The sequence below is a fragment of the Stenotrophomonas sp. YJH_SMC_10 genome (assembly GCF_059371555.1).
In genome coordinates this window covers 372,901-389,733 of record NZ_JCAFUS010000001.1, presented here as the reverse complement: position 1 = coordinate 389,733, position 16,833 = coordinate 372,901, and the positions used below count along the sequence as shown (strand labels likewise).

Annotated in this window: 12 protein-coding genes; 3 read left to right on the top strand and 9 right to left on the bottom strand. The window is 66.6% G+C overall.

The genetic code is table 11. The features are described from left to right. Positions 1–2: 2 nt before the first annotated feature. The 9 genes from AC5P9C_RS01785 to AC5P9C_RS01745 all read right to left on the bottom strand — a co-directional run bounded on the left by AC5P9C_RS01785 (position 3) and on the right by AC5P9C_RS01745 (position 12,968). Positions 3–3,170, bottom strand: coding sequence for a discoidin domain-containing protein (locus AC5P9C_RS01785; protein ID WP_164687833.1), 3,168 nt, complete (start codon positions 3,168–3,170; stop codon positions 3–5). After that, complete coding sequence (locus AC5P9C_RS01780) at positions 3,167–4,003, bottom strand: carbohydrate ABC transporter permease (RefSeq protein WP_057493560.1); 837 nt, start codon at positions 4,001–4,003, stop codon at positions 3,167–3,169. The genes AC5P9C_RS01785 and AC5P9C_RS01780 overlap by 4 nt, the downstream gene beginning before the upstream one ends. Then, on the bottom strand, positions 4,000–4,881 hold the full coding sequence (locus AC5P9C_RS01775; RefSeq protein WP_005410323.1) for a carbohydrate ABC transporter permease: 882 nt from the start codon (positions 4,879–4,881) through the stop codon (positions 4,000–4,002). The genes AC5P9C_RS01780 and AC5P9C_RS01775 overlap by 4 nt, the downstream gene beginning before the upstream one ends. Beyond that, a complete protein-coding gene (locus AC5P9C_RS01770; RefSeq protein ID WP_049465030.1) occupies positions 4,878–6,218 on the bottom strand; it encodes a sugar ABC transporter substrate-binding protein in 1,341 nt (446 codons plus the stop codon). The genes AC5P9C_RS01775 and AC5P9C_RS01770 overlap by 4 nt, the downstream gene beginning before the upstream one ends. Before the next feature lie 4 nt (positions 6,219–6,222). Then, a complete protein-coding gene (locus tag AC5P9C_RS01765) occupies positions 6,223–7,827 on the bottom strand; it encodes a glucoamylase family protein (protein WP_049465028.1) in 1,605 nt (534 codons plus the stop codon). Between the two features lie 251 nt (positions 7,828–8,078). Continuing rightward, a complete protein-coding gene (locus tag AC5P9C_RS01760; protein WP_049465026.1) occupies positions 8,079–11,132 on the bottom strand; it encodes a TonB-dependent receptor domain-containing protein in 3,054 nt (1,017 codons plus the stop codon). Between the two features lie 78 nt (positions 11,133–11,210). After that, complete coding sequence (locus tag AC5P9C_RS01755; RefSeq protein WP_049465024.1) at positions 11,211–12,248, bottom strand: LacI family DNA-binding transcriptional regulator; 1,038 nt, start codon at positions 12,246–12,248, stop codon at positions 11,211–11,213. Positions 12,249–12,396: 148 nt separating this feature from the next. Continuing rightward, positions 12,397–12,672: a BolA family protein gene (locus AC5P9C_RS01750; protein WP_049465022.1), complete on the bottom strand. Its 276-nt coding sequence runs from the start codon at positions 12,670–12,672 to the stop codon at positions 12,397–12,399. Continuing rightward, positions 12,669–12,968, bottom strand: coding sequence for a YciI family protein (locus AC5P9C_RS01745; RefSeq protein WP_014037825.1), 300 nt, complete (start codon positions 12,966–12,968; stop codon positions 12,669–12,671). Before AC5P9C_RS01745 ends, AC5P9C_RS01750 begins: the two co-directional genes overlap by 4 nt. A 375-nt stretch (positions 12,969–13,343) precedes the next feature. Between AC5P9C_RS01745 and AC5P9C_RS01740 the strand changes: the two genes are divergently transcribed. From AC5P9C_RS01740 to AC5P9C_RS01730, 3 genes are read left to right on the top strand one after another with little or no spacing between them, the layout of a single operon-like run. Then, entirely contained in the window at positions 13,344–14,249 is a 906-nt protein-coding gene (locus tag AC5P9C_RS01740; RefSeq protein ID WP_005417635.1) for a segregation and condensation protein A, read from the top strand. Positions 14,250–14,262: 13 nt separating this feature from the next. After that, positions 14,263–15,132 carry an SMC-Scp complex subunit ScpB gene (scpB, locus tag AC5P9C_RS01735; protein ID WP_049465020.1) on the top strand — a complete coding sequence of 290 codons (870 nt, stop codon included), beginning with the start codon at positions 14,263–14,265 and terminating at the stop codon, positions 15,130–15,132. Continuing rightward, on the top strand, positions 15,125–16,759 hold the full coding sequence (locus AC5P9C_RS01730) for a pseudouridine synthase (RefSeq protein ID WP_053460875.1): 1,635 nt from the start codon (positions 15,125–15,127) through the stop codon (positions 16,757–16,759). Before scpB ends, AC5P9C_RS01730 begins: the two co-directional genes overlap by 8 nt. Positions 16,760–16,833: the final 74 nt, after the last annotated feature.

The window sequence follows — 16,833 nt, the reverse complement described above, 5'->3', positions numbered from 1 at the left end:
GATTACTGCCCCTTGCGCTCGGCGCGGCGCACCGCGCCCGGCACCTCGATCTCGACCCGCGCCGGCAGCTGGTGCACGTGCAGCTCGTTGTTGACCCACTCGGCCGTTTCGCCGTTGATGGTCGCCGCGCCCGGCTCACCGGCATACGGCCATGGCAGCACCACGCCGCCGACCGGTGGCACCAGGCCCGGCTGCACCTCCAGCACCAGCTGCTTGTCACTGCGTTGCAGGCGGTAGTTCAGCTGGCCCTGCGGCGTGCGCAGGCCCTGCACGGCAACACCGTCGCCCTGCAGCCAGGCGGTCGGGACGCCTGCGGCCAGTACCAGCGCATCATCCATGTCGCGGCTGTAGGCAAACATGTCCAGTGCCGAACGCACGAAGTCCGAGGCGACCCAGGCATGCGGCAGGTCACCGACGAAGAACGGCTTGCGCGGCGTGCGCGAAACCACTTCGGCCCACTGGTTCCAGGCTTGCGGCGCACGGTCCCTGAAGAAGAACTCGGTCGCCTGCCAGGCGCGATCGCGCCAGCCCAGGCGAACGAAGGCGGCCACGTTGCGCCATTCGTACGGCGTGTAGTCCTTCCACTCGCGCTTGCCATCGCGGCGGGCTACGAATTCCTTCCAGTAACGCTCGAAGGTCGCCTCCAACGCCTGCTGCGGCAGGCGGCCCTGCTCGCCGCCCGGCGCCAGCGCGATGGTGGTCGAGGTCGCGTCGAAATCGCCCAGCTCGGCCGAGCCCGGCAGGTAGTCGATGTTGTGCTGCTGCATCGCCGACAGCAGTGACGCCTGCAGGTCATCACGGAACTGGTCACGCGACTCGGCGATCTGCATCGCTTCGACCTTGCCCAGCTGGGCCGCCAGCGTTGCCGCGTCCTTGTAGCCGCGCAGGGCCCAGAAGTTGTCCCAGTACGAGTGCATCGGCTTGGCCGAATAGCCTTCGTGGCTGATCGAGGCGGGCATCATCCCGTAGAACGCCGGATTGCGCGCACGGTTCTCTTCGGTACGCTCGCTGGCACGCAGCTGCTCCATGTAGGTGTAGGCGCCCTGCACGTGCGGCCACATCAGCTCGGCGAAGGTGCTGTCGCCGGTATAGCGCCCATATTCGGCGATGCTGTAGATCAGCTCACCGTGGCTGTCATTCTCCGGCACCGGGTCGCTGCCGCGCGCATCGACACAGCACGGCACCTTGCCGTTCTCGAACTGGAACGGCGCATACCAGTTGATGTAGTCACGTACTGCGTCGCTGCGGCCCATGCGCAGCAGGCCTTCGGAAATCATCGCGCCGTCGCGGATCCAGCTGCGCGCGTACGAGCGCGTGCCCGGCTGCAGGCGCGGGCCGACCCGCGAGATCAGCATGTGCGCCACGGCGGTGCGCAGGGTGTCGACCAGGGCCTGGCCCGCCGCCGGCACCTGCAGCGAAACCACGCCCAGCTTCTGCCGCCACTGTTCGGCCACCTGCGCCTGGGCCTTGGCCACGTCCAGCGACTGCGGCGCCCAGCTCCCGGTCTGCGGCAGTACCACTGCCACTTCGCGGCTCTGGCCGGGTTCCAGCTTGATCGTATACAGCAGCGCACCGGACGCCATGCCGGTACTGTCCTTCACCGCCGTGCTGGCCGGGTATTTCCCGGAGGCCAGGTGCATCGCGTCGAGCTTGCCATCGAACGTGCTGGCGAAGCGGGCATCGGGCACCTGCAGTGGATAGATGCGCGGCTCGCCGTTGATGCGCACCAGCTGCTCGCCCACGTCCAGCGCATCGATGCGGCTGAAGCCGCCCACCGTGTTGAGGAACTGGGTCGGCGGGTTGACCTGCCAGGGGCGGATCGCCAGCGCGAGCGTGTATTCGTGGGCGACCTTGTCCGGATTGCTCAAGCGGTAGCGGCCGATCAACTGCGCGCGCTCCGGCGTGCCCTGCACGAAGCTGGTCACCGCCAGGCCGGCCTTCTCGTGCACCCAATCGACGTTGGCGATCGGAAGATAGTGGTCCTGCAGCGACTGGGTGATGGCAACCTTGGACCAGTCCAGCAGCTTGCCGTCGAGGCGGATGAACGGCTCGATGCTGAAGCTGCCCTTGGCCGGTTCCAGGGCACCGTCCTCGCTGATCAGCGCCTGTTCCTGTCCACCGTCCAGGCCCAGCAGGGTCCAGTACGGCTGTTCGCCCACGTAGGCGCGCGGCAACGAACCGCGTGGCAGGTCGGCCGCCACCGAGGACAGGAACGCGTTCGGCGTGGCGGCAAAGGCCAGCGGCTTGAGCGTGATGTCACGGATGCCGTAACGCCAGTTCGGGCCATCGAGCAGATCGAAGCGCACGTACCGCGCATCGGTGTCCGGCAATGCCAGCCAGTCGCGGCCACCGGCAGCGCCGGTCACCTCGCGCACGGTGCGCCAGTCGCGGCCATCCTCGGAGGTCCGCACGGTATAGCGGCTGGCTTCCAGATTCGGCAGCCAGTCGATCACTGCACCGCCGATCTCGCGGCTCTTGTGCAGGTCCAGGCTGATGGTCTGCTGCTTGACCCCGCCGCTGATCCAGAACGTATCGCTCTTGCCGTCGATCATGCGGTCCTGCAACGCGGTGGCGGTATCGGCGATCACCGACGGCGCCAGCGCCGAATCATCCTGCGCTGGCAGGCCCTGCAGGGTCAGCCTGTCGAAGCACACCGTGCCGCGCCCGCCGACCTTGCTGTAGATCGTGAACTCGACCGCAGCGCTGCGCGCCATCTCCTTTTCGGGCGAGGGCCCCCACGCCTTGTCGATCTGGCGACGGCGGTATTCGACTGGCGACCATGCCTTGGGAAAACGGTAGCCCGGGCGGTTGACCCACCAGACATTGTCACCGCTGGCGTCGATCAGCTTGAACTGCAGGTCGTTGGCCGGCGAGTCACCGCGCAGCTGGAAGCCGAAGCGGTAGTTGACCGGGTACTCGATGTTCAGCGCACGGCGGATGCCGACGTAGCCGGAGACGTTGTGGAAATCGTAGTCCAGGCACAGGGCACGGCCGCCACCGGCACCACTGACCGGCCGCAGCGATCCGCTGACCTGGTCGGACAGCACCAGTTTCCAGGCGCCGATGTCGTCGAAGTCGTCCAGCACCTTCGGTGCCGGCAGCACCGGAGGTGCGGCGATCGCCAGGGAGGTCCACAACAGGCCCAGTCCAACGGCGATCACGCGCTTCATCCCTTGACGCTCCCCAGCAACAGACCTTGGATGTAGTACCGCTGCAGCACCAGGAACAGCGCCAGCACCGGAACCACGGTAACCACCGCGCCCGCCATCATCATTTCCACGTCCATGATGTGCTCGCGCGAGAGGGTGGCCAGCGCCACCGGCAAAGTGTAGTGCTCCTGGTCGGTCAGCACGATCAGCGGCCACATGAAATCGTTCCATGCTCCCATGAAGGTGAAGATGGCCAGCGTCACCAGCACCGGCTTGAGCATCGGCAGCACGATCTGGAAGAAGATGCGCAGCTCCCCTGCCCCGTCGATGCGCGCCGCTTCAAGCAGCTCGTCCGGAATCGAACGCGCGTACTGGCGCACCAGGAAAATGCCGAACACGCTGGCCAGCGCCGGCACGATCACGCCGCCGAAGCTGTTGACCAGGCCGAGCTGCTTCATCAGCAGGAACAGCGGCAGCATCGCCACCTGCGCCGGAATCACCAGCGCCGCCATCAGCACCTGGAACAGGCGCTCGCGACCGACGAAGTTGAGCTTGGCGAAGGCATAGCCCGCCATGGTGTTGAGCAGCAGCGAACCCACGGTGATGCCCAGCGACACCAGCAGGCTGTTGGCGAAGTTGCCCCCCATGCCGGTGCGCGCGAACAGCTCATGGTAGTTGTGCGTGGTGATGCTCGAAGGCAGCAGTGGCGGCGGGAAATGGCTGGCCTCGCCCTGCGGCATGAACGAGACCGAGACCATCCACAGCAGCGGTGCCAGGCTGACCAGGGCCAGCACCAGCAACGCACCATTGATCATCCACGGGTACCAGCGCGACTGGCCGATTTCACGACTCATACCAACTGCCTCTTGCGGCCGAAACGCAGCATCACGGTGGTCACCGCCAGGATGATCAGGAACAGCAGGAACGCCACCGCGGAGGCGCGTCCCAGGTTCCACCACTTGAAGCCTTCCTCGAACATGAAATACAGCACGCTGACGGTGCTCTGCAGCGGGTCGCCGCGGGTCATGACATACGGCTCGGCGAACAGCTGGAAGTAGCCCGACACGGTGATCACCCCGACCACCAGCAGCACCGGGCCGAGCATCGGCAGAGTGATGTGCAGGAACTGCTTCCAGCGCGAGGCGCCGTCGATGCGCGCGGCCTCGTACAGGTCATGCGGGATCGCCTGCAGGCCGGCCAGGAAGATCACCATGTTGTAGCCGAAGTTCTTCCACACCGCGAACAGCATGATGGTCGGCATGGCCCAGTTGGGATCACCCAGCCAGTCGATCGGACTGATGCCCAGGTGGCCCAGGCCATAGTTCACCAGGCCGTAGCTTGTATGGAACAGGTAGCGCCAGATCACCGCCACCGCCACCAGCGTGGTCACCACCGGCGCGAACAGGGCCGTGCGGAACAGGGCCTTGAAGCGGGCGGCCGGCGCATTGAGCAGCATCGCCGCGCCCAGCGACACGCCGATCGACAATGGCACGCCGATCAGCACGAAGTAGGTGGTGTTCCACAGCGACTTCCAGAACATCGGTGTCTGCAGCAGGTCGATGTAGTTGCCCAGGCCGACGAAGCGCAGGTTGCTGCTGTCGGCCAGCGCGTACAGGTCGAAGTCGGTCACGCTCAGCGCGAGCGCCGAGGCCACCGGCAGGCCGAAGAACACGCCCAGCACGATCAGCGAGGGGCCGGCGAAGATCCAGCCGGCCAGCGAAGTACGTTTCATTGCGGGCTCCCGGCGGCCACGGCGCTGCTCGAGTGCGGCGGTGGCGCGCGCTCCTGCAGGCGTTGTTGTTCATGCATCCAGCGGCGCTTGGCCAGCACCTTGTCCACGCGCTGGTCGAGTTCTTCGACGGCCTTGTCCTGCGGCAGGCCACCGCGCACCACCTTCTCGGTGACGATGCGCATTTCCTGCACGATGCGCTCCCATTCGAGCACCTTCGGCGTCGGCTTGACCCGCTCCAGCTGATCACGGAACGCGGCAGCCAGCGGATCGCTGGCCAGCGACGGCGCGTTCCAGGCACTGCGACGCGGCGGCAGGTCACCGATGATTGAATGGAAGCGCGCCTGGATCTGCGGGCGCGACAGGAATTCGATCAGCTTCCAGGACGCTTCCTTCTGCTGCGATTTGCGGAAGATCACCAGGCTGGTGCCGCCGGCGATGCCCGCGCCCGGACCGTCCGGCCCCGGCAGCGCGGCAGTGCCCCACTGCCCTTCCAGTTCCTTCGGCTGCAGCTTCTTGAACTCGCGAATGTTCCAGGGGCCGGAGATGTAGAACACATTGAAGCCGCGGAAGAACTCATCCCAGACGTTGGAGATCTGCGTCTCGGACATCTTCGGCGCCCAGCCCTGCTCGAACATGTTGGCGTAGAAGGCCAGCGTGCGGCGGAATCCCGGGCTGGCGAAATTGCCGCGGGTATCGTCGTCGCGCAGCAGTGGATCCGGCTGCTGCAGGGCCAGCGACAGCTGCTGCTCGAACTCGTTGATCGGCATCAGCACCGCATAGCGGTTGGGCCCCTGCATGCGCTTGATCGCTGCCATCTGCTCCTCCCACTCCGCCCACGTGCGCGGCGGGTGGTCGTAGCCGGCCTTGGCCAGCAGGTCCTTGCGGTAGTAGATCAGGCGCGTATCGACATACCACGGTACGCCCACCAGCTCGCCGTGGATCACGTTGGTGTCCCAGATGCCCTGGAAGTAGTCCTTCGGGTCGACCACGGCCGAGTGCTGCACGAACGGCTGCAGCGGGGTCAGTGCATCCAGCTCGGCGAACTCCGGCACCCAGGTGTTGCCGAGCTGGCACACATCCGGCAGGCCATCGGCCGCGAATGCGGTCAGCAGTTTCTCGTGCGCGGCCGTCCATGGGATGTTCTGCACATCCACCTTGATGCCGGGGTTTTCAGCCTCGAATTCGTGGATCAGCTCGCTGACCACCTCCGCTTCGCGACCCATCGCCCAGAAGCGTACGGTGGTGGTGCCCGTCTCGGGACGGGCGCAGCCGGCCACCGCCAGCGCGGCCAGGGCAGGCAGCGCCCAGCGGCGCAGGCGGTCGGTCCAGTTCGGCATCAGGTTACTTGCCCTGGCCTGTGGTGCGGTTGGCATTGTTCTTCTGTTCCTGCGCGGCAGCCGCGCGTGATTCGGCGATACCCACCGCGCGTGCTGCCGCGGCCTTCTCATCCTTCTGCAGTTCCAGGGGCTGGAACGACCCTTCCGGCGCCAGCCAGCCGCCACTGAACCCGGCCCGCTCCAGGCCCTTGCGGATGTACGGGTTCTTCTTCATCACTTCCCACACAAAATCATCGCGGTAGTTGGCGATCATGGTCAGGATCGGGCCCTGGTCGATGGCGATGTAATCGCTGGCGACCCAGCCACGATCCGGGATGACGCGGCCGGTCTTGATCGGGATGTCGTAGTTGAAACTGGGGTTGAACGAATCCAGGAAGCCGTAGCTGGAATAGATGTAGTCGCCGTAGCGCTTGTGCATCTCCAGCGTCGCCGGAATCACCTGCTCGGGTGCGAACACCACCGATGCGATCGCGGCGGTGGGGGCGATGGTGCCGTCATCGAAGTTCTCGCGCAGGCCGGCGCCGCGCGAGGAGTAATGGCGGAACTGGCGCTGCTCGCCGCGGTACTCCTGCGTGGTGTTCTGCGGGCCATCACTGGCGGTCAGGCCCCAGACGTTCTCGCCATAGTCCTTCCACTGCATCGGGTTGGCGATGGCGTATTCGCGCTGGGCCAGCGCGGCCGAGCGGCTGTTGAGGAAATAGGTGCTGCCGCGCTCGCGCATGTACGCGTCCTGGATGTCGCGGAAGTCGATCCAGACGTGGCTGTACTGGTGGCCGAACAGCGGGCCGAAGGACAGGTATTCCTGGCCCTGGTAGACACCCCAGTCGTTGTCGTAGGTGCGCGTCCACACCGTCCACGCGTCCGGGCTGACCGGATGCGTGGGCGAACCCAGGGCGAGGATGTAGACCATCATCGCCTCGTTGTAGCCCATCCAGTCGTGGTCGATGAAACCGCTCTCCGGGAACCAGCCCATCGAGATCAGCGGCGCACGCTGCTGCAGCCACGGCCAGTCGACCTTCTTGTACAAGGTGTCGGCGATCTGGCGGATTTCCTTCTCGCGCGGATCGTCACCGTCGTAGTACGACTGCGCGAACAGCACGCCCATCATCAGCAGTGCGGTATCCACCGAGGACAGTTCGACCCAGCTGTCGTAGCGACGGCCTTCCTGCATGTCCAGGAAGTGGTAGTAGAAGCCCTTGTAGCCCGCCTTGCCGGTGCGCTGCGGGCCCATCGGCACGTCGCGGAAGAATTTCAGGGTGGTCAGCGTGCGGTCGATCGCCTGGTTGCGGCTGACCCAGCCGTTCTCGATGCCGATCGGATAGGCGGTCAGCGCGAAGCCGACCGAGGCGATGCTGGCGAACGGCCGCGATGGGTAGCGGTCCGGGGTCAGCCCATTGACCTCGTTGGTGGTGTCCCAGAAGAACTGGAAGGTGCGGCGCTCGATGTCATCGAACAGCGGCGGCAGCTCCGGCTTCATCGGCCGCGGCGGTGCGTCGGCCTCGATCAGGATCACCGGCGGGCGGGGCTTGGCAGGTTCCTGCTGGGCCGGCTGGCAGGCGGCCACGGCCAGGCTCAGCGCTGCGGCGGACAACAGATGGCGTGCCTGCATGGCGCGGTTCCTCCGGTGGTCTGATCGATGGGAAAGCATACCGTCCAATGATCTGAAATCGTTTACAAGGTGTGTGCTTAAAAAACCACGGAAAACGTGGCCTGACACCGCGATCATTGCCCACGCCGCTGCCCCCTGGCCGGCAGCGGCGTGGGCAATGGACCGGCACGGGGCCGGCCATTGCCGTAGTTCATGCAGGTGATGCCGCCGCCGGAGCGGCGGCATCGGAGACCTGCATCAGGCGGCACCGCTTAGAAGCGGAAGCCCACCTCCGCCTTGACCTGGCGTGGCGTACCGACGATGTCGCCGGTCTCGTTGTAGCTGGCGGTCAGCTTGCCGTTCTTGTAGTAGTTGTAGTTCGAGAAGTTGTCGAAGTTGAACACGTTGATGATGTCGATGCGTGCGTACAACTCGGTATCGCCCGGCATCTTGAACGTCTTGGTGGCCTGCAGGTCAACCGAACGGTAGCCGAAGATCTTGCCACCGATCAGGAACTTGCCGTTGCCGCCCGGGAACGCGGCGGCCGGCGTCGGCAGGGCGTAGCCATTGGCCTGCGGCACGCCGTACCAGTCATTCACCGCCGTCGGGGTGGCCAGCGTCAGCTTGCCGCCGAAGGTGATGCCCCAGAAGCCGTCGTAGGAGCCGGTGACCACCAGGCGGTGGCGCGGCGCACCGTTGGACTTGATGAACGGATACTCGCCGATGGTGCCGCGATCGAACGAGTAATGCTCATCGATGTTGCGGTTATGGCGGGCGGTGGTCCAGGTGTAGGCGATCGAGGTGCCCCAGCCGCTTTCCTTGGTGTACGGCTTCTGCGCCGACAGCAGGACCTGGGTGGTGCGGGTTTCAATGCCCTGCTGGCCGATGATCAGGCTGCCGAAGCCCGGCACGTTGCAGCTCCACGCCTGGCCCAGGCCCGGCTCGGTGCCACCGCACAGGCGCGGGTCGTCGAAGAACTGGCCGGTCGGGTAACGGTTGCCCAGGGTGAAGGCGAAGCCGTCATAGGTCAGCGTGCGCGCGATGGTGGCGTCGGTCAGCCAGTCGCCGATCTGGTTGCTCATGCCCAGGCTGAACTGATCGGCGTAAGGCACCTTCAGGTTGTTGTTGAGCAGGTCGACTTCCAGGCCCGCATTGCTGGTCGAACCGACCAGGCTCTGCAGATTGCCGATGCCGTTGAGCAGGTTCGGGTTCCAGTCGTAGCAGGCGGCGTTGCCCTGGAAGCACTGGCCGGTGGCCGGGTTGCGGAAGTAGATGGTCGGCTGCGGCAGGGCCAGCTTGGTCACTTCCAACTGCAGGTAGTCGAACAGGTCGCGGTCGTAGGAACGGCCGGCGCCACCGTGGATCACGTGCTGCTCGTCGGCATTGATGTCATACGAGAAGCCCAGGCGCGGCTGCCAGGCGTCCTTGAACGCCTTGCGGTTGTGGCCGTTGCTGATGTAGTCGTTGATGTCCAGGCCGCTCAGTGCCAGCGTATCGGCATAGGACTGCCCGGCCGGTGCGCGCGGATCCTGCGCGAACAGCGCATTGACCACTTCCGGCGGCGTGACGAAGTCCAGGTAGGACGGGTTCTTCTCGTAATCCCAACGCAGGCCAAGGTTCAGCTGCAGGTGGTCGTTGACCTGCCAGTCGTCCTGGATGAACAGGCCGATCTGCTTGGCCTTGGAACGTACCTCGCCGGACACGCCGGACACGCCGGTCACCGGCTTCACGAACTGGGCCTTGTACGGAATGCTGTCCGGGAAGGCCGCATTGCCCACGGTGTAGTAGAACTGCGGATTGATCTGCGCCGCGTCCGAGGCGTACAGATCGATCTCCTTGTACTTGGCACCCATCTTGATGGTGTGGTCGCCCGCCCACTGGATACCGTCCAGGGTCAGGTTGTCCTCGATCGACCAGCCCTTCTGGCCCTTCACCTGCGAGGCGAATGCCGATGCGCCGCCGATGGAGACGATGGCACGCTCATCGGTGCCGTCCGGGCCGGTGTAGTTGATGCCGTTGCCCAGGCTCAGCGGCTTGGGATTGTTGAACGAATCCTCGTGGGTGAGCATCAGTTCGTTGTAGTAGCGCTCACCGCTATGGTTCCAGCGCAGCGCGTAGCGGCGATCGGTGTTCTTCGTTTCCTTGCCGTGCATCGGCGCGGTCTGGTCGGCGAACTCCTGCTGGGTCTCGTCACGGTCCTGGAAGGTCAGCTCCAGGCGATCGTTGTCGGTCGGCTCGACGTCGATCTTGGCGAAGATCAGGTCCTGCTGGAACGGCTGGCTGGCCGGGCCGAGTCCGGCGCGGGCCTCGGCCGGCAACAGCCCGGCCAGGCCGGTTACCGAGCCCTGCGGAGCAATGGTCACCGGCAGGTCGAAGCGCTTGGCCTCATAGGTCACGAAGAAGTGGGCCTTGTCCTGCACGATCGGGCCGCCCAGCGCGAAGCCGTATTCCTTTTCGGCCGAGGCTTCCTTGCTGGCACCGGCCTGGCGCTCGGCCGGCGTGCGTGCGCGCATGTCTTCATCGGTGTAGCGGTAGAACGCCTCGCCCTTGAACTCATTGGTGCCGGACTTGGTTGCAGCCGTCACCGCGGCGCTCGACACCTGGCCGTACTCGGCCTTGTAGTTGCCACTGATGACCTTGTATTCGCCGATGGCCAGCTGCGGGAACGGGTTGCCGGCGCTGCCGGACTGGCCGGCCACGCCGCCGCCCTTGACGTAGCTCTTCTGGCCCACGCCGTCGATGTACACGTTGGTGCCGTCGGCATTGGTGGCGCCGCCGCGCAGCGAGGTGTTGCCCTTGGCATCACGGGTGAAGATCATGCCCGGCACCGCGTCGGCGAACTCCAGGAAGTTGCGCGACACCTGCGGGGTGGTCTGGATCTGCTGCAGGCTGACGGTCTTGCCGACTTCGGAGGTGCGCACTTCCTGCAGCAGGGTCGGCGCAACAACGTTGACGGTGTCCAGGTTGGTGGCCGCGGTGGTGCCCGGGGTGCTGCTGGCGGCACCGGCGAAGTTCAGCGTCGCGGTCGAGGCCACGGTGACGGTGACCTTCTGCGACTGGCCGTTGGCGACCACGTCATAGGTACCCGGGTCCAGGCCCATCAGCGAGTAGCTGCCGTCGGCGCGGATGGTGCCACGGCGGACGGTACCGGTGGCCACGTTGGTGGCGGTCACTTCGGTGCCTGCCTGGGCGCCGGCAACCTGGCCGCGCAGGCTGGCGTTGGCCGACTGCGCCATGACGTTGGGGGCGGCAGCCAGCATCAGGCAGCTGACCAGTGCGGTGCTCAGCAGCCGGCGCGCCGGCATGCGGAAGGTGGTATGCATCATCAACTCAATCTCCGGGTGGCGGTAACCGCTTGCGCGGTCCCTGCGATCAGTCAAAAAAAAGAAGGAACGCCTCTGGCTTCAACGGCCGGATGGCGGAGTGGTGGAATCGCGAACTATCAAGCGGGGAACCAGGGTCTGCTTGTCCCCTGTCCCATCCGTGGAGGTGCCGTCCATCAACTGCATCAGACGCGTCATGGCCCGGTCGCCGAGCTCGGCGATGCTGACCTGCATGGTGGTCAGCGACGGGTGGACGAAACGCGCCAGTGGAATGTCATCGAAACCTGCCAGGGCAACATCGGCCGGCACACGGACCCCTGCCTGCGTGAACGCATACAGGCAGCCCAGGGCCATCATGTCGTTGGCAGCGAACACGGCATCGGGCAGCGCTCCGGCTGCCAGCAACTCCTGACCGGCGCGATGGCCGGAAGCTTCGTCGAAATCACCGGGCAGCTCGATGCCCTCGGCGCCACTGCCGAATGCCACCAGCGCGTCACGGAAGCCGCGCAGGCGCTCGCGCGCGTCGAAGTTGAGGTCCGGACCAGAAATGAAGGCAATGCGGCGGTGGCCGGCATCCAGCAGGTGGCGGGTCATCGCCATGGCGCCGGCGTGGTCGTCGATGCTAAGCACCGGGTGGTCCTGCCCGGGCAGGTAGGTGTTGATCAACACCGTGGGCAACGACTGCGGCAGGTTGTCGGTCAGGAAGCCCGGGCTCTCGGCATAGGGCGAGAGCACCAGCAGGCCGTCAACGCGGCCGCGCATGGCGCGCAGGGCAGCGCCCTGCTGTTCCTGGTCGCCGTGGTAGCTGGACACCAGCAGGTGCTGGCGGCGGTTGCGGGCCACGCCGTCGATGCCGCGCATCAGCTCGGAGAAGAATTCGCCGTACAGGTCAGGCAGCACCACGCCCACCGTATTGGTGCGGCGGCTGCTCAGGCTGCGGGCGGCGGCGTGCGGGGTGTAACGCAGCCGTGCGGCGACCTCCAGCACAAGCTGGCGGACCGGTTCGGCGACATTTTCATGCCCGTTCAGCGCGCGGGAAACCGTGGCCACGGAGACCCGGGCTTCGCGTGCGACGTCTTTGATTGTGATAGCTGCCTTGTTCACGAAGCCGCCCTCCACGGCTTGGACCTACCAGCATTGGCGCGGAATGTAAGCGTTTCCATCTGGGCTTGTAAACAGTCCGTTAGGCGAATGTCCCGAAATGGACATGGAAATCTGTCCGTGGCGCGGCCCGCAGGGACCGGCCATGACAGTGCGGGACAAGGGCTCAGCCCTGTTCTGACGGGGTCTGTGCGCGGATGGACAGCGCGTGGATATCGGTGTCCATCATCGACCCCAGCGCGGCATAGACCGCGCGATGCCGGGCCAGCGGCCCCAGTCCGGCGAACCGCTCACTCACCACATGGACGTTGAAATGGCCGCGCCCGTCGCGGGCACCGGCATGGCCGGCGTGGCGATGGCTGTCGTCCTCGATCTCAAGGACGCTCGGGGCCAGTGCCTGCTGCAGCGCGTCACGGATCCGCTCGATCCGTTCCGTGCTCACGGCAGGACCTTGCGGAACGGCCGCACCTGCACGCGGGTGTAGACGCCTGCGGCGACGTACGGGTCGGCATCGGCCCAGGCCTGTGCCTGTGGCAGCGACTCGAACTGCGCAATCACCACCGAACCACTGAACCCGGCCGGGCCCGGGTCTTCACTGTCCACCGCCGGGCACGGCCCGGCCAGCAGCAGGCGTCCCTCGTCGCGCAGCGCGTGCAGCCGCGCCAGATGTTCCGGCCGCGCCTGCAGCCGCTGCGCCAGCACATCCTGGCCGTCATACCCTTCGATCACATACCACACCGGCATTTCCTCGCGTGCGTTGTCGGTGCGCCGATTCTAGCCAATGCCGGCCCGCTCCCGGCCCCGGCTGGACACTGGCGCGGCAAAGGCTTACCCTAGTGTCCATTGCACGTGGCTGGATGCAGCAGCCCGTCGGTTTTTGCGGCCAACGCAGCCCCCGACGATCGTCCCGCTGCTTCAAACCGGACCACCCGGCCGGGCCACGTAGACGACCTCCCCGTAGTTCCGTCGCTGCCGTCTCCTGCGGCGCGTCCTGCTGTTTGATATGTGTGGAATCGCGCCGATCCCGGCGTGTCTGGTGCCCTGGGGCTCCGTGGCGTTGGCCCGGCGAACCCGGTGCCGCGACTGGTCCGTTGCAATCCTGATGTCCATTAGATGACTTCCGAACTCGCGCTCGACGCGAACCCGCCAACCCGGCCGCCCGCCCCCCAGCAGCAGGAAATGCCGCTGGCCGTGGTGCATGGGCAACCGGTCCTGCAGATCCCGCAGGACCTGTACATCCCGCCGGACGCGCTGGAAGTCATCCTGGACGCCTTCGAAGGCCCGCTGGACCTGCTGCTGTACCTGATCCGCCGCCAGAACCTGGATGTGCTGGACATTCCCGTCGCCGAAATCACCCGGCAGTACGTGGAATACATCACCGTGATGCGCGAGCTGCGCTTCGAGCTGGCTGCCGAGTACCTGGTGATGGCCGCGATCCTGGCCGAGGTGAAGTCGCGCATGCTGCTGCCGCGCCCGGTCAGCGAGGAAGGCGATGAAGCCGACCCGCGCGCCGAGCTGGTGCGCCGGCTGCAGGAGTACGAACGCTTCAAGCAGGCCGCCGAGGACATCGACGCCCTGCCCCGGCAGGACCGCGACACCACGGTGGCGCACGCCTTCATGCCCGAGCGCGCCACGGTGAAGCTGCCGCCGCCGGTGGACCTGAAGGAAATGCTGCTGGCCCTGCACGACGTGCTCAAGCGCGCCGAGCTGTTCAGCGGCCACGCCATCAAGCGCGAGGCACTGAGCGTGCGGCAACGCATGGGCGAGGTACTCGGCCGCCTGGAAGACGGCAAGTTCTATCGCTTTGAAGGGCTGTTCACGGCCGAAGAAGGCAAGCTGGGCGTGCTGGTCACGTTCCTGGCGGTGCTGGAGCTGGCCAAGGAACAGCTGCTGGACATCGTCCAGGAAGAACCGCTGGCGCCGATCTACGTCAAGTCGCTGGCGGCCGGCAACACCAACGCCCCGCTGCAGTTCAGCAGCGAGTTCGACGACAACGACGCCGCCAATGCCAATGAGTGAGCGCTGACTGCCGATGGATCAATCGCTGATCGACCGCATTGTCGAGGGTGCCCTGCTGGCTTCCAGCCAGCCGCTCACCCTGGCCCAGCTGAAGGACCTGTTCCCGGAGGAGGAGCCGGCGCCGCCGGGTAGCATCGAACGTGCGCTGGAACGGCTGCGCGAGGCCTGCGAAGGACGCGGCGTGGAACTGGTCGAGGTCGCTTCGGGCTTCCGCTACCAGGTCACCAGCGAAGTGCATGGCTGGATCAGCCGGCTGTGGACCGAACGCAAGACCCGCTACACCCGTGCCACCCTGGAAACCCTGGCGCTGATCGCCTACCGGCAGCCGATCACCCGCGGCGAGATCGAACAGGTGCGCGGCGTGGCGGTCAGCAGCAACATCATCCAGGCACTGGAAGAACGTGAATGGATCCGCGTGGTCGGCCACCGCGACGTGCCCGGCAAGCCGGCACTGTTCGGCACCACCAAGGGCTTCCTGGACTACTTCGGGCTGAAGCGGCTGGACGAACTGCCGCCGCTGTCGGAACTGAAGGACCTGGGCGAGCTGGAACCGCAGCTGGCGCTGGACCGCGATGCTCCGGCCGTTGCCGGTGCCGACGGTCCGGACGTCTCGGCCGACGGCGCTGCCGCCAACGACGACGCCGGCCTGGCCGGCAGTGACACCCCCGATTCCGCCGATGCAGCGCCTGCGTCGGCCACCGATGAGCAAGCACCTTCGCCCCTCGATGATGGGCACCCCGATTCCGCGCCGGGCGAGCGCGCGGTGCCCCTGAACGAACGCGAAGACAACGCCGTCGCGATGACGACCGTGGCTGTTGACCAAGCCGATTCCGAACCAGAGGCCGACCTCGAAACCGTCGGCCGGAGCAAAACTGATGAGTGACACCCCCCGTAACAAGCTCTCGCTGAAGCGCGAAGCCACCTCCGAACAGTTCAAGCTGGAAGAGCGCCTGCACAAGGTGCTGGCCCAGGCCGGCCTTGGCTCGCGCCGCGCGCTGGAACAGCGCATCGCCGAAGGCCTGGTCAAGGTCAACGGTGAAGTCGCGCAGACCGGCATGTCGGTCAAGAGCGGCGACAGGATCGAACTGGACGGTCGCGGCTTCGTCGCCACCGCGCTGGCCGAACCGTCGCGCGTGCTGGTCTACAACAAGCCCGAAGGCGAAGTGACCACCCGCGAAGATCCCGAAGGCCGCCCGACCGTGTTCGAGTCGCTGCCGCCGCTGAAGGGCGCGCGCTGGATCGCGATCGGCCGCCTGGACATCAACACCACCGGCCTGCTGCTGGCCACCACCGACGGTGAGCTGGCCAACGCCATGATGCACCCGTCGTTCGAGGTCGAGCGCGAGTACGTGGTGCGCGTGCGTGCACCGGAAGGCGAGGAAAAGGTCTCCGACGCCATCGTCGACCGCCTCAGCCGTGGGGTCGCGCTGGAGGACGGCCCGGCCAAGTTCGACGAGATCGAACGCATCGGCGGCACCGATTCGCACGACTGGTTCCGCGTCGTGGTGAAGGAAGGCCGCAACCGCGAAGTGCGCCGCCTGTGGGAATCGCAGGGCTGCCAGGTCAGCCGCCTCAAGCGCACCCGCTACGGCAAGGTCAGCCTGCCGCGCGAACTGGCCCGTGGCCATTCGGTGGAACTGAGCACCCCGCAGGTTGAAGCCCTGCGCGCGCAGCTGAAGCTGGAAGAAGGCGCACCGTCGGCGCTGACGCTGCAGCCGGTGATCGGCCAGCGCCGCGCCGCCAAGACCACCGTGCGCGTGCGCGAAGGTGGCCGCGGCAACGCCTACGTCAACGGCCACAACACCGCTGACGAAGGTCGCGAGCTGCGCCGTTTCGACAACGTCCGCGAAGATCGCGGTCGTGGCCGCGGTGGCAAGGGCGGTGGCTTCAAGGGTGGCCTGACGGTCAGCGGTGAAGCGGCGGCCAAGCAGTCGCAGAAGCCGTTCAAGCAGCGCGCCCCGAAGAACGATCGCTCGCTGCCGGAAGGCAACCCGGCCGCGTTCCGCACCTGGTACGTGCCGGATGGCGTGAGCACCGGCCCGAGCGGCCATCGCAACGCCGGTCCGGGCGCGCGTGGCCCGGGTGCCCGTGGTCCGGGTGCTGGCGGCCAGGGCCGTCCGTACGGCAAGCCGAAGGGCCCGGGTGCTGGCGCCGGTGGCGGCCAGGGCCGTGGCGGTTTCGGTGGCGAAGGCCGTGGTGGCGCAGGCGGCCAGGGCCGGCCGGCCGGTGCGGGCAACCGCTCGCAGGGCCAGGGCAACAAGCATCCGTATGGCCATCCGGGCAATGCTCCGAGCTTCCCGTCCGACCACGCCACGCCGGGCTTCAACCCGTACGGCAGCCCGAAGCCGGCGCAGGGCGCCCGTCCGGGCGGTCGTGGTCCGGGTGGTGGCAACCGTGGGCCGGGCGGCAATCGCGGCCCCGGCGGTCCGGGTGGCAACCGTGGCCCGGGCGGCCCCGGTGGCAACCGCGGTCCCGGCGGCCCGCGCCGCAGCGGCCCGCGCGGCGGCTGATCGTTGGCCACGCTGACATGAAAAACCCCGGCTCCGGCCGGGGTTTTTCTTTAAAAGGGGACGGAGGGGATTAA